The organism is Variovorax sp. PBS-H4, from assembly GCF_901827205.1.
GTDB lineage: Bacteria > Pseudomonadota > Gammaproteobacteria > Burkholderiales > Burkholderiaceae_C > Variovorax.
Genome location: NZ_LR594675.1, coordinates 3098775 through 3118702, shown reverse-complemented (window position 1 = coordinate 3118702; position 19928 = coordinate 3098775). Strand labels below are relative to the sequence as shown.

The following is a 19928-nucleotide window of genomic DNA, read 5'->3' as shown; positions in this document are numbered from 1 at the left end:
ACATGACCCTGAGACGATTTTCCATTTCCGATCGCAACGACAACCAGGTCACGATCGAGATCGACACCGACGTGCTGACCGAGGACCTGGCGCACGAGGTCAACAACTTCCTGAGCGGTGCCAAGGAGCGCCTGGCCGGGTTCGACGACGAGGACATCTACGCCTGCGTCGCGATGATGGCCGCGCACCGCGCGCTGCTGATGATGATGGCTGACGGCGGCGCGCTGTTTCCGACCTGCGACAGCCAGCGGTCCGATGCGTGGACCGCCGACCTTCTGAAGGAGGAAGGCATGCCCTCGGCGGGCGTCCGCATCGCCAGCGCCTACGTGGAGGTGCCCGACTTCGACGAGCTGGAGGTGCACGAGGAATGACCGGCCCCTACTCCAACAACTTCCGCCTCCTGCTGTTGTGCGACTACCTGGGGTACGACTCGCCCCTGTCGCCCAAGTGCACCGTCAGCACCCGCAACGAACTCCGAGCCGCCGGCATGCAGGACGACCACGGAGAGATCACCGATAAGGGCCGCGCCTACATCGACGGCCTCGACGCGGTGCCTGAGCCGGTTCAAACCTGGAGCATTCCATGACCCACCCCACCGAACCCGGCCAGCGCTGCCGCGTCATCGGCGGCCGCAGCCCGTTCAACGGCGAAGGCGCGAGCCCGAACCAGAACAAGGTCGTCGTCACCCAGTTCCTGCACGCCGAGAAGGCTGGCCTGGAGCAGGAGAACGTCTGGCACTGCCGCGCCGAGGATGGCGTGCTCAAGACCTACTACGGCGCTGGGCCCGAGGCCGACTTCCTCGAGTGTTGGCTCGAGGTGATCCCGCCGCAGGAGGCCCCGCCTTCCGCCGACGTAACGAAGAAGGAACTGACCGCATGAGCAACCACCTGAAGCAACTGGCGCAGCGCGTCATCGACAACTACGCGAAGGACCTCAGCGCCCTCGACGACGATCAGATCGACGCGCTGGTCGAGCTTGGGAACGAAGCAGCGACCATCGTCCGCCTGTGCACGCCGACGGTGCCGGGCCCCGACAAGGTCGAGGAGAACCTCGCGGTCTTCAGCTACCGCCTTGCGGCGGACAGCGGTTACAGCGCAGAGGCCACCTACTCGGGCGTCAGCGCCGAGACCTATGGCCACATCGTCGGCCTGCTGAACCGCTCCGTGAAGGTGGTCACGCCCGAGATCGAAGAGAAGCTCGCCAGGCTCGAGGGCCTGGACAAGTAGGATGTCGACCATGACCACCTCACCCACTGGCCGCCGCATCCGCAACGAGCCCAACCTGCAGCAGATCCCGATCAACTCGACGGAAGCGGAGATGGTCAAGAAGGCGTTCCGGACGTGGCTATTCGAAGTGGTGTCGGAGATCGGCTCCGAGCTAGGGGGTGAGGTGAATCCATACGACGCCTGGTCCATCTTCAGGGACGGAATCCAGCCAAAAGAAGCCGCGGAGAAACTGCGCAACCCACGCTAGGCGCCCCGACAACGTCAACCCCAAAGCCCGCCTCGCGCGGGCTTTTTCATTCCCGCAACCCAGCCCGCCGAGCGCGGGCTTTTTCACGCCTGAACCATGAGCAGCAGCAGAAGCAGTCTCCCCATCTACGCCGCGCTGGCCCTCGCCGGCCAGGTGTACGGCGCCCCGGCGGCCATGCGCGCCGCCACCGGCCGCCGCCCGTCCAACTTCCACACCCAGGAGGAAGAGGTGGCCAAGGCCTACCAGTCCATGGAGATCCGCGCCTGGAACCACGACGTCGATCGCAAGAAGGCCGAGAAGCGCCGGGCCGCCAACACGCGGGCCGCGGCCACCCGCGAGGAGGTCGTGATCGAAGACGCCCGCCGGGCCCGCCGCCACGCGAAGCGCTGACACCCAACCAGGAGATCCCACCATGCGATTTTTCAACCTGAGCAAGAAGAACAAGGCCGTCGAGGCCGCGCGCAAGCTGCTGAAGGCCGCCGAGCTGGGCGAGCTGAAGGCCCAGCAGGAGCGCGACTGGGCCGAGTCGATGGAGGTCTACCACCGCATGCGTTCCGAGTCGCTGCGCGAGTACATCGCGCGACTGGAGCGCATCGACGCCCCGACAACGTCGGCGCCGGCGTTCGAGATCAAGAACGAGGTCAAGAGATCGTCGGACGGGCCTTCGGTTGCCAAGCAGATAGAAGAGTCGCTCCGGCGCGACCGCACGCCGAAGAACCCGCCCATCCCGCTCCACCCAACCGCGATCCCGCAGGTGTGACATGGCCTGCCTCATGAACTACACGGTCCAGTGCACGGATGTGACGACGGGGCAGACCGGGTGCTTCCTGTTCGACACGGAGCACTGGCAGCGAACAGGGGAGTTCAAGGCTATCTCTCCGATCTTCCGTAGCCTGGTCGACTTCTACGAGTGGGATCGAGCCAACGGAAGCCGCCGGGCGCCGTGCCACCTGGAGAGGGTGGAAGCCAATGCCTAAGGGTTGGCGCTTCCGAACCGGCTGGCGCGGCGCACTCGTGCTGCAGCGCCGCTTCGAGTGGGTCGACTACTACTACTACTCGCCCGGAACCTGCTCCGACTGGCGCGACGCAACCACCGAGGACCTCGTCGACTTCATCAAGGAGAACGCGCATGAGCAACTTCCAACGGCTTGACACCCTGCCGCCCTTCGTCCACATGACAGCCGAGGACGCACGCGCCGGAAAGACCACCGACCTCCTGATGTGGTCGGCGCCCTTCGACCCGCCGGCGATCGGCGACACGATCCGGATCCGGATCAACGCCATCGGCCTGGCCAAGGTCACCGCCTACGCCTCGATGGACGGCTACCTGGGCGTGATGGCTGCACCGATCGATCCGCCGGACTGGTGGATCAAGCAGAACGGGAAGCCCTCGCCCACCAACGACGGCCTTTGCTTCGGCGCGGAGATCGCACTGACATGAACCGCACCGACGCCCTCCCCTACATCGGCCACTGCGTCGATGACTGCCTCTCGCCGCGCGACGTCAGCGAGATGCCCGCCAACGCCCGCCTGGTTGGCTGGCAGTGCGGCTTCGAGCCGATGTTCGTGGCCGTCTGGTCGTACCTGGAAGGTGACCGAGTCGACACCGACACCGCTATCGACATCGCTACGGACCTGCTCGACGAGCTTGACTGGTTCTGCGGCGAACTGCCGAGCCCGCCCGACTACGTCATCTGAAGGGACCGCCCATGCACATGTCCGACCCCGTCAACGTCACCTTCCGCGGCAAGCCCGCCACCCTGACCGTCGTTCGAAGCAATGGCTACTGCTGGGGCCGCATCGTCGCCCACGACGGCCAGCTGTTCGATGTCGTCACCCCCGACAACGAGGACCTCTACGAACTCCCCGACGCCGACGCCCGGGAGCGGCTTGAGGAGTGCATGCAGTTCGAGGACCTGGTCGGTCCCGCCATCACCTGGCTATGAAAGGAACCCCATGAGCAAGATCTGGAAGGACACCCTGAGCGTCCAGGAACTTGACGCCTACCCAGACGACCAGGACGTCGTCGTGCCCCTGATGCTGCTGCGCGACGTGCGCCTGGTGCTGGCTGACCTGGCCGATTACGCGGAGAGCGCCACGCTCGAGAACGACCCGCTGCCCCCGTGCGTCATCGAAGCGCACGCCCTGCTCAACGCGACCGAACCGGCGGAAGAGGACTGACCATGCTCAAGACCATCTACACCTGCCCACACTGCGGCAGCGAGGACCTGCTGGCCGACGCCTACGTGCACCTCAACGACGAGGATGACGTCCGCACCTTCGACGACATCACCTGCGAGAGCTGCGGCGCGAAGGGCATCGACCCCAACACTGAGAGGGTGGAGGCCGGACCGCCGACCAACGTCGAGTTCGTCACCGACCTGATGGAGCGCAGCCGGCGCGGCGCGCTGATCCAGGCCTTCGTTCTCGAGGCCCTCCTGTCCTACGCGAGCAAGGTGGCGGAGGGAAAGCCGGAAGACTTCGACAGCGGGATGATCCATGGCGCCGCCTGGCACGACTGCGGCGTCGAGCTGAAGGAAAAGCTGCTGGCGAGGTTCGCCTGATGGCCGACAAACCCCCGAAGCTCACGCCGGAGGCCGAGGCAACCTTCGCCACCCTTGAGGCCGCCAACGCCTCGCTCCCAGGCGGCCACCGCTACACGGCGGAGATCCAGATGGTGAAGGGCATGCTGCTCTCGCCTCAGGCCGTCACCCGCGCCCTCGGCGCCAACGCCCTCACCCGTCTGCGCTCGAAGCTCGAGCACTGACCCCGACAACGTCAACACCAACGCCCTGGGCCACCGGGGCGCAAGGAGAACTCATGTCTGTCATTCAGAAACCAAAGCTGACCGAGCGGGAGCAGGCGGTCGAAGACGCCCTGGTCGCTATGCACGTCACCTACGACGTGCACCACCTAGGCGAGCGCGGGGAGACCAGAAGCGGCGACCGTCCTTGGAAGCACGACGAGTGGATGTTCGAGCTCGTACGTCGAGACGGCAACCCGAACTTCTCCAAGGCAATCGCCGCGATGCGACAGACGTTTCGAACCGGCACCGGCCTACGCAAGTTCCCGCAGAGCTACCGGCGCCTCGGCAAACCGTACACCACCAACACGCTGGCCTGGCACGACGAGCAGAAGCTACTGCAGCCGGTCAAGCCGCCGATTGCCAGCCTGCTCCACAGCATGTTCATGGACGCAAGTGGTGCGACCCAGACCTTCGAGGACTGGTGCAGCGACTTCGGATCGGACAGCGACTCGATCAAGGCCCTGGAAACGTACCGCGCTTGTCAGCAGATCCACAACGACCTGCGCAAGTTCTTCACCCATGAGCAGCACGAGCTGCTCGAGGCTCTGCTGGAGGGTTACTGATGATCTTCCACGAACGCGACGCTATCGTCTGCACGATCCTCCCGACCGGCCACCTCGAGGTGCGCCTGGCTGACGAGGAGGCCCGCGCCTGGTTCTCCGAGATGCGGTCCACGCGGACCAGCGAAGACCTTCTCTGGGAAGGCACCGAGCAGTACTGGACCAACGGCAGCTTCGAGCCCTTCGACGCCGGCCAGGGCAACCCCTTCGTGGGCCTGAGCTCGGCGCCCTGCATCGCCGAGTCGATGGACGTTCACGACGACGGCACGAATGAGATCAACGGCCGCTTCTGGGCGTACCTGGACTACCAGCTGCGCGACTTCGGCGACGACCTGCTCGAGCACGGCTTCGCCATCTTCACCCTCGTGGAGTGACCATGGACTACTTCGACCCCAACGGCCAATCCATCAGCGTCTTCGACGTCTGCGAGGCCTACCGACTGCTCGAGGCCAACTACAACGTGGGCGGCTGGCTGCGGGAGCGGCCCAGCAACCAGCGCCGGCGCGAGTCGATCGGCTGCCAGTTGGCGCGCCTGAACTACAGCAGTGGAAGCCGGATCGTGGAGCTCTGGGCGAGCGCCGAAGACGTGGCGGAGGAATTGAAGTTCGCCAGCGACGACGAAGGCGTCCGCTACGTCTACTTCAAGAAGGTCCTCGAGTGGGGCCTGCCGATCGACGAGGACGACCGAGCCGTGATCGACCGCATCTTCACCATCGACGCGATCGAGCGCTGGAGGCCCGACTACTTCCCAGTGCGCCCGTGGCGCGCCGTGCTGCGGCCGGATCACGAGTGGTGGGCGCAGGACATCCCTGCCTGGATGGTAGTACGACCCCTCGAGCTCGAAAGGTCCCGACAGATTCATCTCAACAGGGAGGGACAACCCGCCTACTTCGACAGCTACGAGTCCGCGACCCAGAAGGCGAAAAGCCTCACCGAGGAAATGCATGCAAGCACTCAAGGAACCGGCGCGCAAGGCGCCACGATCACCGGCAGCTAAGCCGGTCCCCGTCACCTACCACTTCACCCGCGTCAGCTCGAACCAGAAGACGGGCCCCATCCCTGTCACCACCACGAGCTCGAACTCCTGCCCACCCACCTGCAGCTTCAAGTCGAACGGGTGCTACGCCGAGCACGGGCCGCTTGCCATCCACTGGCGCCAGCTCGACGCCGGCAAGCGCGGGTACTCGTTCGACGAGCTGATCGAGGACGTGCTCACCATCAGGCGCAACGCTCTGTGGCGGCACAACCAGGCTGGCGACCTGACGCCGTCTGCGCCGGGCGAGATCGACGGCCAGCTGCTCACGCGGCTTGCCATCGCGAACAAGGGCAAGCGTGGGTTCACCTACACCCACTACCAGCCAACGCCGCACAACCGGGCGGCGATCCGCACGGCGAACCTGATGGGGTTCACCGTCAACCTGAGCGCCGAGACGCTCGAGCAGGCCGACGAGTACGCGGAGATCGGCATCGCGCCGGTGGTCGTCGTGCTGCCGGCTGACGCCACCAAGGCAGTGAAGACGCCGGCGGGCCGCCACGTCATCGTCTGCCCCGCCACCACCGGCAATACCGACTGCCTGAACTGCGGCATCTGCCAGAAGCAGGACCGCACCGCGATCGTCGGATTCCCCGCTCACGGCAGTGGCGCCAAGCGCGCGCAGGCCGTGTTCTTCATGAAGAAGGAGTGACCATGCTTTTGCAAGACGTCCGGAACGTAGTCGAAGCGCGCTACGACCACCCATTCAAGCTGCGGGTCCACCTGCACCGCGGCCGCATCCCGCTCACTGGGACTGCGTTCATCCAGGGCAACGTGCTTTGTGTCCTCGCAGAGGCATGGACCAAGGGGCCGGAGCTCATGCACCACATCGATCCCGACGCGATCGCGATGCTGATCGTCATTCCGGAGTGACCAATGAAGACCATTCCCGTACGCATCGACCAGGCTGTCTGGGAGCGCCTGTATGTCGAGATAGAAGTGCCTGATGAGCTCGAGGGCGAGGAGCTGCGCGACTTCCTGCATGAGGCTGCCGCGGGCGGGCTCTACAAGCACCTGGACACCGACATCGTCGGCCTGGTGGAACACCACGACACGGTGTACGAGGCCGATCTGAAGGACGACGGCAACTACGTGGAGATCTGAATGATCACCCCCGACAACGTCACCGCCCCCGACAACGTCACCGCCCCCGACAACGCCTTCGACCAGGCGCTCTTCGACCAGCTCGCCATCGACGAAGCCTTCTTCGCCCAGGTCGACCGAGCCATGCACGAGCGCAAGGTGCGCGACCCGCTGTGCCTTGACGACATCCGCCGCGCCGCTAACGAAGAGCTGCGCGCCAACCCATTCGGAGCACTCCCATGAACCTGTGGACCCCTGAGCAACTGGCCGCGATGGTGGCCAACAACGCTGAGTCTCGATCGAACGACAACTGCGACCACTACCCGGTGGTCAAGCTGTTCACCCCGGACGCTGGCGCCACCTGGCTGCTCACCGAGATCGACGAGGAGGAAGACCTCGCCTTCGGCCTGTGCGACCTTGGCCTCGGATACCCGGAGCTTGGCTACGTCTCGATCAGCGAACTGCGCGAGCTGCGCGGCAGGCTGGGGATGCCGATCGAGCGCGACATCTCCTTCGTGGCCAAGAAGCCTCTGAGCGAGTACGCGAAGGAAGCAATCCGCGCAGGGGTGATCGTCACATGAGCAAGAAGATCGCGACCAAGACATTCACCGCAGAGATGATTCTCGAGGGCAGCTGGGGCTCGCGCCAGCTCGGGAAGCACGAGTCCACCATGGACCTGTGGGAGGGCGACGGAGCCGGCTACTACTTCATCGAGTGGGACATCCCCGACATCGAGACCACCGAGGGAATCGGAATCTGGTTCAACCCGGACACGCGGGAGCTGACCGACTACGACGGCATCTTCTCGCTGCCGACCGAGGCCATCGCACTGCTCGAAGAGAACGGCATTAAGGTCGGCGAGGAGTGGCGTTGAAGCTCGGCCGCCCATCACCTGCGCCCAAGGGCGCGCCGCGCGAGCCGCTGTTCACCCTGCCGGAGGTCGCCGACCGGCTCAAGTACCCAACCACCCGCCTCACCGCCGCTCTGCGCCACTACCCCGGCCTGCAGTGCGCGATGAACGTCGGAAGCTCGAGCAGTGCGCGGCCGCGCCAGCGCCTCTACGCCATGTCGGCGGTCCGCGCCTGGTGGGCCACCGTGCCCGCGCACCTCAAGGAATCCCGGGCGACTCGAACCACTACTCACTCGGAGTCTCCCTCTCAGGGGGAGGGTCTCTCATGAAATTCTTTGTCCGCACTGACACTGACCCGATCCGCTACTTCGGCACTCAGGGCGACGCCCACGAAGACGGGCGCAAGGAGGAGCCCGTCTGGCGCTCCGCTGTTCGCATCAAGGAAGTCGACCTCAAGGTCGACAAGGACGCGGTACTTCGCCTATTGCGGGAGGGCCCCGAGGGCGCCCAAGATCTGCTCGAAGGCCGTGGACGTGTCTGGACTATCACCGCGAGAGGAGGCCTCAAGGACATCGAATGAAGTGCGCAGTTTGTGGGAAGCCTACGCGCGTTCTAGAGACCCGAGCTGGAGAGCACGGCACCGTGCAGCGTCGTCGTGAGTGCTCCAACTCCAACCCGCACCGCTTCACCACTTTCGAGATCGAAGAGCCGGCCTTTCGCAATGTCGCGTACAGAGTCGGCCGATATGCCAGGGCGCGCGATGCTCGCGTTGAACTCTGGCGCCGGGACGAGGAAATCATCAGAGACCCCAGGTCGTCGCGGCAACTCGCCGCGGTCTATGGGCTTCACCCAGGACACATCCGGCGGATTCGCCGGCTGCAAATCTGAAGGAACTGAAATGCCTCACAACCAAGGCGTCCGAGACGCTCTCTTCCAAGCCATTCTCAACGGGCCTGTCAGGCACACCGCGAGCCAGGCATCGGAGTTGGCGCGTCGTCTGATCGACATCCTTGAGCAGGAGCTCGAGGACGCCCGGATGCTGCGATGGATTCTCTCCGTCGCAAGGATTAGCTGGCAAGACGGAAATCACACCCACGCGCAGATCTGCTTCCCGGTACAGGCCGACATGTTCGACACGCTGGAAGAGCAACTGCGCCGCGCACGAGGCGACTCGCCTGAAGACAACGACTGAGATGACACCGGCTAACCCATAGGGCCTGGCCAGCCCACCGCCCAACTGAAATGAGAGACACAGATCTCTCTCGCGTGGACCTCGCACGCTCCGGCTCCGCAACCGGGAATAAATTCTTCGAGGAGTGCTTATCGAAGCTCGACAAAGAACGGGCACAGCGCAATTTTGCGCCAGGGGGGCACCCCATCTCTTAGCGGACCTATCTTGAACAACGCCAACGCACTCGTTTGTGCAGAATTTCGTCAAGGCACCTGGATGATCAGCCTTCCAGGAATGAACCCAGTTAGCGTCGACCAAGTCCTCATGGACGTCGAAAGCACGGGTGACGGATTCGCCGTCGGAACGGTACTCGCCGTCCACGGTATCTCGCAAGAAGTAGCTGACAGCCTGCCTCCGCGCATTCAGCGCGCACTGGGGATTGGCTTCCCGACTCGTATCGTCAACACGCCCCGCGGCTGCACTCGTGTGCGATGCGTCGCGGGCAAGTCTCGGCCCGTTCGGGCCTGAGGAGGAAACACAACCAATGAAGAAAACCCTGATCGCCCTGGCCCTCATCGCCACCCTCGCCGGATGCGACAACGATGCCCGCGTGGCGTCACGCAACCTGTCCGAAGCCGCCGACAACTTCGAGATCAATCGACGCGTCGTCTTCTATAACGGCATCACCGGCGAGTACATCCTGACCATCGAGGGACTGTGCAGCCTCGAAGCGGCGCACCCAAAGATCTCCATCACCTGCAAGACAGGCGTTGGCGTGTTCAAGAAGCACTACCTGGGCGTGTCGAACAACGTGACCTGGTTCATCGAACAGCTTGAGCCGGCGCCCGCGAACGTGTACCGATACCGGGTGGTGTTCAAGCCGTCGGTCATCGTGCCGGACATCAACGTGAAGGCGGGGTTCTGAGGCATGCACGACTCCGACCACACCTTCGCCTTCCTCGAGCGCCTCGGCGCGACGAAGAGCAAGAACGAGAAGCTCGCGATCCTGGCCACCGCCGACGAGACCACCAAGGATCTGATGCACCGCGCGATGAACCCATTCATCACGTACGGCGTGGCCAAGGTCCACTTCCCGGCGCCCGGCGTCAGCGCGATTGCCGAGGGCCACATCACGATGCTCGAACGGCTTGCCTCGCGGGAGCTGTCCGGCAACGCCGCGAAGCAGGCGATCGACAAGGCGATGGGATCGCTCACCGCTGGCAGCCAGCAGGTGCTGGCGCGCATCATCACCAAGGACCTGAAGTGCGGCACCGGCACGACGCTGATCAACGAGGTCTGGCCTGGGCTGATCCCGAAGTTCGCGGTCCAGCTGAGCGAGGTCTACGACCCGAAGCGCGTCAAGTCCTGGCCGGTGGCGTTTCAGCGCAAGCTCGACGGCATGCGCGCTGTCGCCATCGTCGACCCCGACAAGGGCACGGTCGACATGGTGAGCCGCGAAGGGCGCCCGCTGCCCGCGCTTGACCCGATCGCCGAGGTCCTGAGGGCAGGCGTCGGCATGTTCGCGAAGTGGCTCGAGAAGCCCATCTTCCTGGACGGCGAGGCCACCAGCGGCAGCTTCAACGACACGGTCAGCCAGGTGCGCCGCAAGTCGAAGGACGCCGAGGACGCCGTCTTCAACATCTTCGACGTGTTTGGCCCGGGCGGCTCGCAGCTGCCGCTGGAGCAGCGCCTGACGCTGGTCGACTCGATCGTGACCGCCTACAACACCCCGCGCATCGGGCGCGTGGCGGTCCAGTACTGCCACTCCGACGACGAGGTCCAGGCCGCGGTGAACCGCGAGTGGGACGCGGGCGAGGAAGGTGGCATGGTCAAGATCCTGGACGCGCCCTACGAGCTCAAGCGGGGCTACCACTGGATGAAGGTGAAGGGCTACGACTCGGCCGAGTTCGAGGTCCTGGCCGTCTTCGAAGGGACCGGCCAGTACGTCGGCACCGCCGGCGGCTTCGTCGTGCGGCTGGAGAACGGCGAGGAGTGCCGCGTCGCCGGTATCACCGAAGCGCTGCGCGCCGAGATCTGGAACAACCCCAACGTGATTGGCCGCCTGATCGAGGTCGGCTTCCACGAGCGAACCCCCTCGGGCTCGCTGCGACACCCCCGGTTCGTGAAATTCCGGGACACACTCACCGGAGAAAGGGAATAATTCTGCCGTCAACCACTGTCACACACCCCCACATGCGCTACTCGCCGCGGCCGATCGAAGATTACGGAAGGATCGCCCACGGCAAGGACGGCCCGCAGTTTGTCGGGCCGAGAAACTCAGTGTTCCTGAGCAAAGACGTCGAGTGTTGGAACCTTGCGTTCCTCTCGTTCGACTACGACGCGCGCCCGACCCCGGCCAACCCGCAGTTCACGTCGCTCGTCGTCAAGACGGTCGCGACGCGGCTGGACACCGGCGAGATCGACTACCACGGCGCCGGCTCGATGTCCGTTCGAAGCTTGCTAAAGCTGCCGGCGCCGCAGTTTGTCAAGGTGATTGAGGTTCACTCGATCCTGCGGCAGCTGCCCCTGTACAAGGCGCTTGGCAACAGGTGGCTTGCGACCATCAAGGAGCGCAGCTGGAAATGCGCCACGTACGAAGACGGCGTTGACGACGACGTCGAGTCCGTGGCGCAGGCCCAAGCGCTGCTCGCCTCCATAGCATCCCGGCGCTGACGCGCGCCTGACTCCAACCCCGGTCAGCCATTGACCGGGGGATTGCCCCTGGGCGGGTGGTTCATCCACCCTGCCCGTCTTCTCCAGCTCTCCAAGAAAACCATGACGCCATACGAAGCGGTCAGGGGGCGGTTCAATTTCCCGTTCCCACTGCGTCCCTACCAGATCGAGGAGGTCAATCGCCTCTCGGAAGGAAACATCGGGGTCTTCCAATACACCGGCCAGGCCGGAGCCCAAGGCGACGGGCTGCACGCCGGCCACTACGACGAGCCTGGCACCGGCAAGACGGCCATCTCCACGCACCAGATGCTCTACCAGATGGAGTTCCACGGGGTCGAGGCGTACATCGTGCTGATGCCGCCCATCCTGATCCCGCAGTGGGCACGCTGGCTGCGCAGCATCACGCGAAAGGACGACGGCGCCCGGCTGACTGTCACCGAGTGGGTGGGCACGCCGGCGGCGCGGCAAAAGCTGGACACGACCAGCCAGTTCTTCCTGATGTCCTACCAGATGTTCAAGAACGACTGGGAGCGCCTGTGGGAGCTGTGTGAGGACCGGCTGGTCGGCCTCAACGCCGACGAGGGCCACGCGCTCAAGAACCACGAGTCGGCCAACCACAAGGCCTTCTACCAGTTCGCGGGCACCGAGCGCCCGCGCATGATCCTGACCGGAACGCCACTGACCAAGCCCGGCGACGCCTACGGCTTGTGTCGACTTATCGCCCCAGGGCGATACCGCAACCGCCGGCACTTCGAGCAGTTGCACGTGCTCGAGGTGGACGACTACGACAAGCCGATCGCCTGGGGCAACCTGGACGTGCTGGCGGAGAGCATGCGGATCAATGCGAGCCGGATCCTGCGGCGCGATGTGCAGTCGCAGCTGCCGCCCGTGACGTTCACGCCGATTGCCTACAACCTCGAGCCCGCCCACCAGAAGCTCTATGAGCGGCTGTCAGTCGAGAAGCTGCTCGAGTACGAGGACGGTCGAGAGATCAACGCGCTCAATGAGTCTGCGCTCTACGCTGCGCTGCAGCAGATCGTTTTGAACTGGGCCTACTTCGAGGACGACCCCGGCAAGCGTCCGGCCGTCCTTGACGTCATCGACCAGGTGATGGACGAGATCGGCGAGGGCAAGAAGTTGGCGCTCGCGGTGCACTTCATCCGATCGAACCAGTTCCTGCTCGGCGCGCTGCAGAAGTACGGCGCCGTCGCGGTGTACGGCGACGTCTCGCCCAAGAAGAAGCAGGAGGCGATCGCGCGCTTCATCGACGATCCGGCGTGCCGGATCATCCAGCTGCAGCCCTCCTCCGCCGGCTACGGGGTGGATGGCCTGCAGCACGTGTGCTCCGACATGCTGATTGTCGAGGCGCCGACCACGGCACCCCCGTTCTGGCAGGTGGTGGCCCGACTTGACCGGGACGGACAGAAGGAGCCCGTCAACTGCCGGATTGCAATTGCCAACAAAACCGTGCAGGTGCGGATGTTCAAGAGCCTGCTGGCCAACGACGCACAGATCAATTCGGTGCAGCGCGGCTACCAGGACCTGAAGGACGCCGTGCTGGGAGTCGAGACTCCGGCAGAGTCTCCGGCCATGGCGTGACGTGTCCAGGTTGGATTTGACGAGGCATCGAATTGCCTCCAGAATCGGCAGCCTTCGGCGCGAAGACGCTGAGAATTAGCGCAAGAAGTGAGCGCGGAGCGGCCTGATGGCCCTCCGCGACTCAGCCCTAAAAGAAGAATAACAACGTGGGCTTCAATGAGTTTTCTCTGGTATCAGAAATCCGGGGGTGAGGATGCTTGGGTCGAAGGCCTGGCAGAACACCGTCGGAAAATAATCGCCGAGCTCCATCCCGCATTTGTGACGGTGCTCGACGCGCACTCCTCCCCCGAGGCGTCTTGGGGGCGCGAGGAATACGCGAAGATGAAGTACAGCGGCCCGCTGTATTTCGACTTCGACGCTGAGGACGTCAAGGAGACGATCCCTCACTTCCAACTGTTCCTGGTCAACCTCCGCGACGACCAGGGCGTCAACCTCGAGCAGCTGCGTCTCTACGCCACCGGCGGGCGCGGCTTCCACATCGAGGTCCCCGAAGAGATCTTCATGCCGCGCGTGCCGCGCACCGGCGTGCAGAGCCTGCCGTACGTCTACAAGGAGATGGCGCACGAGCTGGTGGTCGAGACGCTGGACATGCGGGTCTTCACAGGGCGTAAAGGCAGGATGTGGCGCACGCCCAACATCGTGCGCAGCAACGGCAAGTACAAGGTGCCGATCACGCTGGAGGAAGCTCTGGCGATGACGCCGGAGCTGTACGACGAGCTCACCAGCGAGCCGCGCGCGGAGCCCGAACGCGCGGCCCCGACAACGGCAATCGGACTGACGGCCCTGTACGTCAAGAGCCAGCACAAGATCAACGAGGCGGTCAAGCGCAGCGCGAAGAACCAAGGCGACCTGGTCCTGCTGGCCAAGTTCAAGGGCGAGTTCCCCGCCACGATGAAGCGCATCCTGGCCGGCGAGTCGATCATGCCGGACAAGGGCTTCCACCCCATCGCCATGCAGCTCGCGATCGCCGCAAGCGCCATGGGCAAGACGGCGAACGAACTTGTCGAGGCGGCCGAGGGCCTGTGCAAGAACCACTCGAGCGACTCGCAGCGCTACAACTCCCCGCGCAAGCGCAAGGAAGAGCTGCGCCGGATGTTTGACTACGTGCACGAGAACCCCTGCTACGGCTTTTCCGCCGGCGGGCTGCGCTCGCTGCTCGAGCCTGGCACGCCGTCCAGTGATCTCGACACCGTCGACAGATCGCTCGAGGGCAACGTCCCGATGGGCGACGAAGAGGAGTCGCTCAGCGAGGAGCAGGTCGCCGAGATCGAGCTGGCCAACCGCGGGCAGACCGCCGGCGTGTCGATCCACCGCCTTGGCATGTTCGTGCGCAACGGCGAGGGCCTCAAACCCTTGAGCCACATCGCCTTCATCAAGCCGACGCGCCTGCTGTCCGCTGAGGACCGCATGCACATCGGGTTCGAGTGCGACGTGCTGGCAGCCGGCAAGCGTCACTCGACCAGCTACGTGCCGCTGGACACCTTCAAGTCCCGTGCTCGCATGCACGAGACGCTTTCCGCCTACGGCGGGACCTTCATGGGCAATGACGTCCAGGCAGGAGCAATTTTGACCGTACTCGACAGTGCCGCGCGGGAAGCCGGCAGAGAAGTCTTCACCGTGCACCGCGAGGGCCTGGACATCGTCCAGAACCCCAACGTCGTCGACGAGATCTCGCGCGATGTGATCTGGGCTGCGCCCGATGTGGTGCTCTCCCACAACCCGGATGTGAACTACCGCTTCCGCTCCAGGCTGTCCAACGAGCCGGTGTACCGCAGCGACGTGCACGAGTGTGCGCCGATCGAGAACACGCCGGAGACGCGCGAGTGGTTGCACCACCTCTTCCAGATCAACGATCCGATGGTCGTCGCCCAGATGTTCGGCTGGTTCGTGTCCTGCCTGCACAAGCAGCACTACCAGGAGGCCTACAACCAGTTCCCGCTGTTGCACCCGAACGGCACCGCGGGTTCCGGCAAGACCCAGACGACCGGGCTCTTCGCGCGGCTCTGGCACAACACGACCAAACCGCTTGTCTACGGCTGCGGGGTGTCGCTGACGCCCTTCATGCTCAAGTCGGCCTGCCAGGGCAGCGCCTCGATCCCGCTGATCCTGGACGAGTACAAGCCGGCGGAGTTCGCGCCCGGCCGGCACGACCTGCTGCTGGCGACATTCAAGCTCGCGTACAACCAGGCGCGCGGCGCCACCGGCGGAATCTCGCGCGGAGGCGCAACGAGCAGCTTCCGCGACGTCACCAACTTCGAGTACTCGGCGCCTATCGTCTACATGGCGGAGTCGCAGGAGATGACGACTGCCGTCCTTCAGCGCTCGCTGCCGGTGAGCTTCACCCGGCGAGGCGCGGAGGCGCGCACCGCTCACTTCGAGGCGGCGCGTGACGGCATCGACTTCATGCCGCGCCTGGGCGCCGCGCTGCTGCGCGCCGGGATGGTGGAGACGGTCGAGTCCAGGAAGGAGGCCATCAAGCCGCTGGTCGAGTCCCTGCGCGCGTCGCTGGACCGCAACGTGCACGACCGCCAGGTCTACAACCTTGCCATCGTGCTCGCCGGCCTGAACTTCCTCGACGGCGTGCTCAAGGTCATCTTCGGCGACGAGTTCATTGCCGACATCGACGTGCTTCGCCAGGCGGTGCACACCAACCAGCAGGAGATCGCCGTGCAGGCGATCAACGAGACCGCCAAGGTGCTCAACGACATGGCGGTCATCAGCACGACCGAGGCCCCCGACAGCGAGTTCGCGCTGCGCAACGGCTACGAATACGTCATTGGGGAGGACTACATCGAGATTCTCATGCGGGAGTCTTTCATCAAATACAACGCGTGGAACAAGCGCAAGGGCTTCCCGTCCTTGTTCGCGAGTGCCGACGCATTCATCGTGGCGACGTCGAAGTCCGACGCCGTCACCGACAAACTTTGCCTGCGCTCTCCGATCCGGAAGAGCGGGCAATCAAGGGTCTTCCGTTTCAGCCTTCAAAAGCTGGCGGCAGAAGGCGTCGAGATGTTCCGCGACTCGTCGCAGGACTGATCGGCAATATGTAAATTGAAATCGACTAGGAACTAAAACCATGGCACTCAAGAAGCCCTCATTCGAAGCAGAACCCACCTCCACCGCAGCCGACGCCGGCGCCCCCGAAGGCGCCGACACGGCAGTGCTGGAGCGTGAGACTGCAGCTCCCGCTGCTGCCGCAGCACCCGCAGCCGAGCAGGCGTCGACGGCAATCGCCGTCGCCCGCAGCACGGCTGTGTCCGCAGATCGCAACGAGATCGCTGCGAAGGCCAAGGCCTTCAAGGCCGAGGTCTCCGCGATGCGCGGCGCCGCCGACTTCAGCTACGGCGCCCACCGGGTGTTCAAGGCGAAGGACGGCGCCATCAAGGAGATGAGCGGTGAGAAGCTCAAGCTCGGCCGCTGGGTGCAAGTCCAGCTGCTGGCCTGGGACCGTCACTTCGAAATCTCCCCCGGCGGCGACGACAAGAAGAGCTCGGCCTACGTCGGCTACAGCTCCGACGGCGAGGTCATCGACTACGTCATCGGCGAGGAGCAGCGCGAATGGATCGGCAAGCCGGTCAGCGAGTACCTGACGTACCTCATCGAGCAGGAAGACTTCCCGAAGGCCGCCAAGCGCGAGTTCATCGACACCCAGGTGGCCGTGCTCAACAGCGAGAACGAGCCTGACTTCCACGACATCGTGCAGGTCTCCCTGTCGTCGTCGAGCATCCCCGCATTCCGGGCCTACCAGTCCAGCCTGGAAGCCAAGGCGCGCTTCGCGATGACCGGCATCAAGCCGCCGCCCGGCCTGGAGATGCCCGAGAACCCGTTCACGTTCTACTACGTGACGGAGGACGCGTCGAAGGGCTCGATGTCCTGGACCAAGCTGAAGATCGTCAGCACCCTGCCGGCGAAGTTCTGATGAAGACCCCCGCAGCTGAAGCCACCATCACGGTGACCAAGGCCGCGGTTGCCGCCTACTTCCATGACTGGGAGCGGGCGGCCCGCGCGGGGGAGTGCATCAGCCGCGAGGAGGCCGCAGCGCTGACCACGGAGGACTGCGCGCAGCGATGCGCGGATGCCTTCTGGTCGGCGCTGAGCCGACTCCCGCAATGAGCATCCCCGACAACGTCCGCTTCTTTGTAGCGGACACCGAAACCACTGGCGCCGGTCCCGAGGACAAGGTGTGCGAGTTGGGATGGATCGAGGTCGACGAGCACTTCAACGTGCTGTCGGAGACCCAGAGCCTGATCGACCCGCAGTACATGATCTCGCCCAGCGCGTCAGGCATCCACGGCTTGACCAACGCCGACGTCGAGCACGCGCCGACGATCGAGGAATACTTCAGCGTCGACGACCCGAGCTGCTACGGGCGCAAGGTGACGGACCCTGTCGTCCTCATCGGACACCGCATCTCGTTCGACCATAGGTTCCTGTCCCCCTACATCAACGTCGCTCAGCAGCTGTGCACGCTGCGTTGGGTGCGCAAGATCTACCCGGATGCGGACGACCACAAGCTGTCGACCATGATGTTCGCACTGGGCCTGCCGCGGCCCGAGGGCGCGCACCGAGTGATGTCTGACATCTACTCCGCCTACTACCTCACCAAGCACATCTGTGAGCGAGTCGGCGCCACGCTGCGGCAACTTGCCGAAGCGAGCGCCGCGCCCATGGAAGTCGCGGTGATGCCGTTTGGCAAACACAAGGGGCAGCCGATGCCCCAAGTGCCGAAGTCGTATCTGCGCTGGGCCCTTGAAAATATGAAGGACCTGGACGGCGACTTGCAATACACTTTCGAACTCGCTCTCAATAAGAAGAAAAATAATGAGCAACCAACTGGCGTCCGCGCCTAGCTATCCCGCATTCGTCCGCAGTCTTTTCCAGGTCAGCGGCGACCCCTCCAAAGACTTCGCGCATGCCATCATGGGCGTGGTCACGGAGACCTACGAGTACCTGCGGGCCAAGGACCGCACCCATGCGATCGAGGAGCTCGGCGACGCCGACTTCTACGTCCAGGCTACCAAGCAGGTGCTCGAGGACTTCATCGTTGACAGGCTGCCGATGTCCGACATCGAGGCCCAGGTCGAAGACGAGCTGAGGGTGTTTATCTCGCTGACGCCCGACGGCCGCAAGGAGATGCTCGACAGCACCCTCAACGAGCTGCTCGACCACGCCAAGAGATGGGTCGGATACGGCACGGCGCCGCTGTCGATTCCTGCTGCCTTCTCGCTGGTCCTGGTTGCGCAGATCGCCGGTCGCGAGCAAGGCTTGGTGCCTCTGTCCGACGCCTCCGTGTCGCGCATCCGATCTGTGAACATGGCCAAGCTGGCCAAGCGCTTCCCCGCCGGGAAGTACGAACAGTTCCGCGCCCTGCAACGCGACCTGGCTGGCGAACGTGAGACTCTGGAAGCTGCCGTCCTGGGCTGACCCGCGCCGGGCCCTTCGCACGCTGATCAGCGCCGCCGTAGAGGGCGGCGTTGCTTCAGCGGTGAAGGCGCGCTCGCGCGAGCTCGAGCTGGATGCGCCCGAGATGGTCGAGCTGCCGGGCTTCCACCTCTTCGAGCCGCCGTCGCCGGTCGCGCCCTACTCCTGGCTGATGCCGCAACTCAAGGGTGATGTCTCTGACCTGATCAACCTCTGGGAATGCTATGTCGACCAGCAGCTGGGTGCGCGCACGCCGATGACGCCGATCGAGTCGGATCGCTTCGTGCTCGGGCGCACTGCCTTCCGGCGCGTGTTCGGGCTTCCGCGGCGCCCTAGCCAGTGGTTCCAGCCCGCAGCCATGATCATCGCGCTGGCGCAGCAGGTCGAGGGGCAGGAGAACCTGTCCGTCTCGGTCGAGCGCAGCAAGGGCAAGTTCGAGCGCTCGGCGATCTCGCGCCTTCGTCTGCACGTCTCCGGCTACCTGCTGGAGGCGACGCCGACGACGCTGTACTCGAACCTCGGCGCGCGCCCGATCGAGGCGCATCGCCCGGCCTCCGACGCCATGCTGGATGGCCTGTGCATCCGGCCGCTGCGCACCGCCCACCCGCTCGCCCGGGCGCTACTGGAGAACGAGGACACGCCGCACACCTGCCTGCAGGCTGCGAACGTCGTGCTGCGCGGGCTCTCTGCCAAGCGCCTCTCCGCTCGGGAGGTCCGGCTGCCGGACGCGCGCGCCGGGCGAGTAGCACGAGAGGCCGCCGTGGTCGATGCGATCAACCACCTTGATCGCGAGTGGAGCCTGCGCGCCGTGTACGACAGGATCGTGCCGACCGTGATCTCCGCCGCCGAATTCCGACAGGACTTCGGCAACCCTTTTCGGGGCACAGCGCCGCGACCGGAGACGGTCAAACGGTGGCGTGAGAGCCTCTTCGCACTCGCAACGTGAGATGCAGATGGACCCACAAAAACTAAAACAAAAAGTCCAGGCCGCGCAGGCGCGGCAACCCGAGGTGAAGGAATCGGTACTCGCTGTGCGAGGCCAGGCCTACCTCTACCAGGCGATGACCATAGCTGGGATCGTCATGCTCGGTCGGTCCCTCGCCCTAGCCGGATTCCCCGACGTGGCCACGAACCTCACGGGGATAGCCGCCGAGGCTGCCATCCACTCCTGGGGCCTCGCCTATGACGAGGCGCAGTGCAAGTCCCTGATGCTTGACGCGCTGGCTCTGGCAGACGCCCCTCCTCCGCGCTGGAACTGA

General features: G+C 64.6%; 38 protein-coding genes. All 38 read left to right on the top strand.

What is annotated here, in order from left to right; all coding sequences use genetic code 11:
- Positions 1-2: 2 nt before the first annotated feature.
- The 38 genes from E5CHR_RS14710 (at position 3) to E5CHR_RS14530 (ending at position 19928) form a co-directional block, all read left to right on the top strand.
- Complete coding sequence (locus E5CHR_RS14710) at positions 3-371, top strand: DUF2528 family protein (RefSeq protein WP_162580528.1); 369 nt, start codon at positions 3-5, stop codon at positions 369-371.
- On the top strand, positions 368-586 hold the full coding sequence (locus tag E5CHR_RS14705) for a hypothetical protein (RefSeq protein WP_162580527.1): 219 nt from the start codon (positions 368-370) through the stop codon (positions 584-586). Before E5CHR_RS14710 ends, E5CHR_RS14705 begins: the two co-directional genes overlap by 4 nt.
- Positions 583-879, top strand: a complete 297-nt coding sequence (locus E5CHR_RS14700; RefSeq protein ID WP_162580526.1) for a hypothetical protein — start codon at positions 583-585, stop codon at positions 877-879. The genes E5CHR_RS14705 and E5CHR_RS14700 overlap by 4 nt, the downstream gene beginning before the upstream one ends.
- Positions 876-1226, top strand: coding sequence for a hypothetical protein (locus E5CHR_RS14695; protein WP_162580525.1), 351 nt, complete (start codon positions 876-878; stop codon positions 1224-1226). The genes E5CHR_RS14700 and E5CHR_RS14695 overlap by 4 nt, the downstream gene beginning before the upstream one ends.
- Before the next feature lie 10 nt (positions 1227-1236).
- On the top strand, positions 1237-1473 hold the full coding sequence (locus tag E5CHR_RS14690) for a hypothetical protein (RefSeq protein WP_162580524.1): 237 nt from the start codon (positions 1237-1239) through the stop codon (positions 1471-1473).
- A gap of 96 nt (positions 1474-1569) precedes the next feature.
- Positions 1570-1863 carry a hypothetical protein gene (locus E5CHR_RS14685; RefSeq protein WP_162580523.1) on the top strand — a complete coding sequence of 98 codons (294 nt, stop codon included), beginning with the start codon at positions 1570-1572 and terminating at the stop codon, positions 1861-1863.
- A gap of 22 nt (positions 1864-1885) precedes the next feature.
- Complete coding sequence (locus E5CHR_RS14680; protein WP_162580522.1) at positions 1886-2233, top strand: hypothetical protein; 348 nt, start codon at positions 1886-1888, stop codon at positions 2231-2233.
- A 13-nt stretch (positions 2234-2246) separates the two neighbouring features.
- On the top strand, positions 2247-2450 hold the full coding sequence (locus E5CHR_RS14675) for a hypothetical protein (protein WP_162580521.1): 204 nt from the start codon (positions 2247-2249) through the stop codon (positions 2448-2450).
- On the top strand, positions 2443-2625 hold the full coding sequence (locus E5CHR_RS14670; RefSeq protein ID WP_162580520.1) for a hypothetical protein: 183 nt from the start codon (positions 2443-2445) through the stop codon (positions 2623-2625). Before E5CHR_RS14675 ends, E5CHR_RS14670 begins: the two co-directional genes overlap by 8 nt.
- Positions 2603-2914: a hypothetical protein gene (locus E5CHR_RS14665; RefSeq protein WP_232062067.1), complete on the top strand. Its 312-nt coding sequence runs from the start codon at positions 2603-2605 to the stop codon at positions 2912-2914. The genes E5CHR_RS14670 and E5CHR_RS14665 overlap by 23 nt, the downstream gene beginning before the upstream one ends.
- Positions 2911-3171, top strand: a complete 261-nt coding sequence (locus E5CHR_RS14660) for a hypothetical protein (protein ID WP_162580519.1) — start codon at positions 2911-2913, stop codon at positions 3169-3171. The genes E5CHR_RS14665 and E5CHR_RS14660 overlap by 4 nt, the downstream gene beginning before the upstream one ends.
- Before the next feature lie 11 nt (positions 3172-3182).
- Complete coding sequence (locus tag E5CHR_RS14655; protein ID WP_162580518.1) at positions 3183-3419, top strand: hypothetical protein; 237 nt, start codon at positions 3183-3185, stop codon at positions 3417-3419.
- A gap of 10 nt (positions 3420-3429) precedes the next feature.
- Positions 3430-3654 carry a hypothetical protein gene (locus tag E5CHR_RS14650; protein WP_162580517.1) on the top strand — a complete coding sequence of 75 codons (225 nt, stop codon included), beginning with the start codon at positions 3430-3432 and terminating at the stop codon, positions 3652-3654.
- 2 nt (positions 3655-3656) lie between these two features.
- On the top strand, positions 3657-4037 hold the full coding sequence (locus E5CHR_RS31790) for a hypothetical protein (protein WP_232062066.1): 381 nt from the start codon (positions 3657-3659) through the stop codon (positions 4035-4037).
- A complete protein-coding gene (locus E5CHR_RS14640; protein ID WP_162580516.1) occupies positions 4037-4240 on the top strand; it encodes a hypothetical protein in 204 nt (67 codons plus the stop codon). The genes E5CHR_RS31790 and E5CHR_RS14640 overlap by 1 nt, the downstream gene beginning before the upstream one ends.
- A 53-nt stretch (positions 4241-4293) precedes the next feature.
- The gene (locus E5CHR_RS14635; RefSeq protein ID WP_162580515.1) at positions 4294-4842 is read left to right on the top strand and encodes a hypothetical protein; all 549 of its coding nucleotides are present in this window, start codon (positions 4294-4296) and stop codon (positions 4840-4842) included.
- The gene (locus E5CHR_RS14630; protein WP_162580514.1) at positions 4842-5213 is read left to right on the top strand and encodes a hypothetical protein; all 372 of its coding nucleotides are present in this window, start codon (positions 4842-4844) and stop codon (positions 5211-5213) included. Before E5CHR_RS14635 ends, E5CHR_RS14630 begins: the two co-directional genes overlap by 1 nt.
- Positions 5214-5215: 2 nt before the next feature.
- Positions 5216-5836: a hypothetical protein gene (locus E5CHR_RS14625; RefSeq protein ID WP_162580513.1), complete on the top strand. Its 621-nt coding sequence runs from the start codon at positions 5216-5218 to the stop codon at positions 5834-5836.
- The gene (locus E5CHR_RS14620) at positions 5784-6524 is read left to right on the top strand and encodes a DUF7227 family protein (RefSeq protein ID WP_232062065.1); all 741 of its coding nucleotides are present in this window, start codon (positions 5784-5786) and stop codon (positions 6522-6524) included. Before E5CHR_RS14625 ends, E5CHR_RS14620 begins: the two co-directional genes overlap by 53 nt.
- A 2-nt stretch (positions 6525-6526) precedes the next feature.
- Entirely contained in the window at positions 6527-6745 is a 219-nt protein-coding gene (locus tag E5CHR_RS14615) for a hypothetical protein (protein ID WP_162580512.1), read from the top strand.
- Between the two features lie 3 nt (positions 6746-6748).
- Positions 6749-6976, top strand: coding sequence for a hypothetical protein (locus tag E5CHR_RS14610; RefSeq protein WP_162580511.1), 228 nt, complete (start codon positions 6749-6751; stop codon positions 6974-6976).
- Positions 6977-7198, top strand: a complete 222-nt coding sequence (locus tag E5CHR_RS14605; RefSeq protein WP_162580510.1) for a hypothetical protein — start codon at positions 6977-6979, stop codon at positions 7196-7198.
- Positions 7195-7536 carry a DUF2958 domain-containing protein gene (locus E5CHR_RS14600; RefSeq protein WP_162580509.1) on the top strand — a complete coding sequence of 114 codons (342 nt, stop codon included), beginning with the start codon at positions 7195-7197 and terminating at the stop codon, positions 7534-7536. Before E5CHR_RS14605 ends, E5CHR_RS14600 begins: the two co-directional genes overlap by 4 nt.
- Complete coding sequence (locus E5CHR_RS14595) at positions 7533-7829, top strand: hypothetical protein (protein ID WP_162580508.1); 297 nt, start codon at positions 7533-7535, stop codon at positions 7827-7829. The genes E5CHR_RS14600 and E5CHR_RS14595 overlap by 4 nt, the downstream gene beginning before the upstream one ends.
- Positions 7830-8130: 301 nt before the next feature.
- Complete coding sequence (locus E5CHR_RS14590) at positions 8131-8385, top strand: hypothetical protein (protein WP_162580507.1); 255 nt, start codon at positions 8131-8133, stop codon at positions 8383-8385.
- Complete coding sequence (locus tag E5CHR_RS32130) at positions 8382-8693, top strand: NrdR family transcriptional regulator (protein ID WP_443083075.1); 312 nt, start codon at positions 8382-8384, stop codon at positions 8691-8693. Before E5CHR_RS14590 ends, E5CHR_RS32130 begins: the two co-directional genes overlap by 4 nt.
- Positions 8644-8997, top strand: coding sequence for a hypothetical protein (locus E5CHR_RS14585; protein WP_232062064.1), 354 nt, complete (start codon positions 8644-8646; stop codon positions 8995-8997). The genes E5CHR_RS32130 and E5CHR_RS14585 overlap by 50 nt, the downstream gene beginning before the upstream one ends.
- Before the next feature lie 523 nt (positions 8998-9520).
- Positions 9521-9901: a beta-sandwich lipoprotein gene (locus E5CHR_RS14580; RefSeq protein ID WP_162580505.1), complete on the top strand. Its 381-nt coding sequence runs from the start codon at positions 9521-9523 to the stop codon at positions 9899-9901.
- 3 nt (positions 9902-9904) lie between these two features.
- Positions 9905-11137 carry an ATP-dependent DNA ligase gene (locus E5CHR_RS14575; RefSeq protein WP_162580504.1) on the top strand — a complete coding sequence of 411 codons (1233 nt, stop codon included), beginning with the start codon at positions 9905-9907 and terminating at the stop codon, positions 11135-11137.
- A 32-nt stretch (positions 11138-11169) separates the two neighbouring features.
- Positions 11170-11649 carry a hypothetical protein gene (locus tag E5CHR_RS14570; RefSeq protein ID WP_162580503.1) on the top strand — a complete coding sequence of 160 codons (480 nt, stop codon included), beginning with the start codon at positions 11170-11172 and terminating at the stop codon, positions 11647-11649.
- Positions 11650-11751: 102 nt separating this feature from the next.
- Positions 11752-13248 (top strand): SNF2-related protein, encoded by a 1497-nt coding sequence (locus E5CHR_RS14565; RefSeq protein WP_162580502.1) that lies wholly within the window; start codon positions 11752-11754, stop codon positions 13246-13248.
- 321 nt (positions 13249-13569) lie between these two features.
- Positions 13570-16284 carry a hypothetical protein gene (locus tag E5CHR_RS14560; protein ID WP_162580501.1) on the top strand — a complete coding sequence of 905 codons (2715 nt, stop codon included), beginning with the start codon at positions 13570-13572 and terminating at the stop codon, positions 16282-16284.
- A gap of 40 nt (positions 16285-16324) precedes the next feature.
- Entirely contained in the window at positions 16325-17167 is an 843-nt protein-coding gene (locus tag E5CHR_RS14555; RefSeq protein WP_162580500.1) for a hypothetical protein, read from the top strand.
- Positions 17167-17361 carry a hypothetical protein gene (locus E5CHR_RS14550; protein WP_162580499.1) on the top strand — a complete coding sequence of 65 codons (195 nt, stop codon included), beginning with the start codon at positions 17167-17169 and terminating at the stop codon, positions 17359-17361. The genes E5CHR_RS14555 and E5CHR_RS14550 overlap by 1 nt, the downstream gene beginning before the upstream one ends.
- Entirely contained in the window at positions 17358-18098 is a 741-nt protein-coding gene (locus tag E5CHR_RS14545) for a putative quorum-sensing-regulated virulence factor (RefSeq protein ID WP_162580498.1), read from the top strand. Before E5CHR_RS14550 ends, E5CHR_RS14545 begins: the two co-directional genes overlap by 4 nt.
- Positions 18070-18672, top strand: coding sequence for a hypothetical protein (locus tag E5CHR_RS14540; protein ID WP_162580497.1), 603 nt, complete (start codon positions 18070-18072; stop codon positions 18670-18672). Before E5CHR_RS14545 ends, E5CHR_RS14540 begins: the two co-directional genes overlap by 29 nt.
- On the top strand, positions 18641-19615 hold the full coding sequence (locus E5CHR_RS14535) for a hypothetical protein (protein ID WP_162580496.1): 975 nt from the start codon (positions 18641-18643) through the stop codon (positions 19613-19615). Before E5CHR_RS14540 ends, E5CHR_RS14535 begins: the two co-directional genes overlap by 32 nt.
- Position 19616: 1 nt before the next feature.
- Positions 19617-19928: a hypothetical protein gene (locus tag E5CHR_RS14530; protein ID WP_162580495.1), complete on the top strand. Its 312-nt coding sequence runs from the start codon at positions 19617-19619 to the stop codon at positions 19926-19928.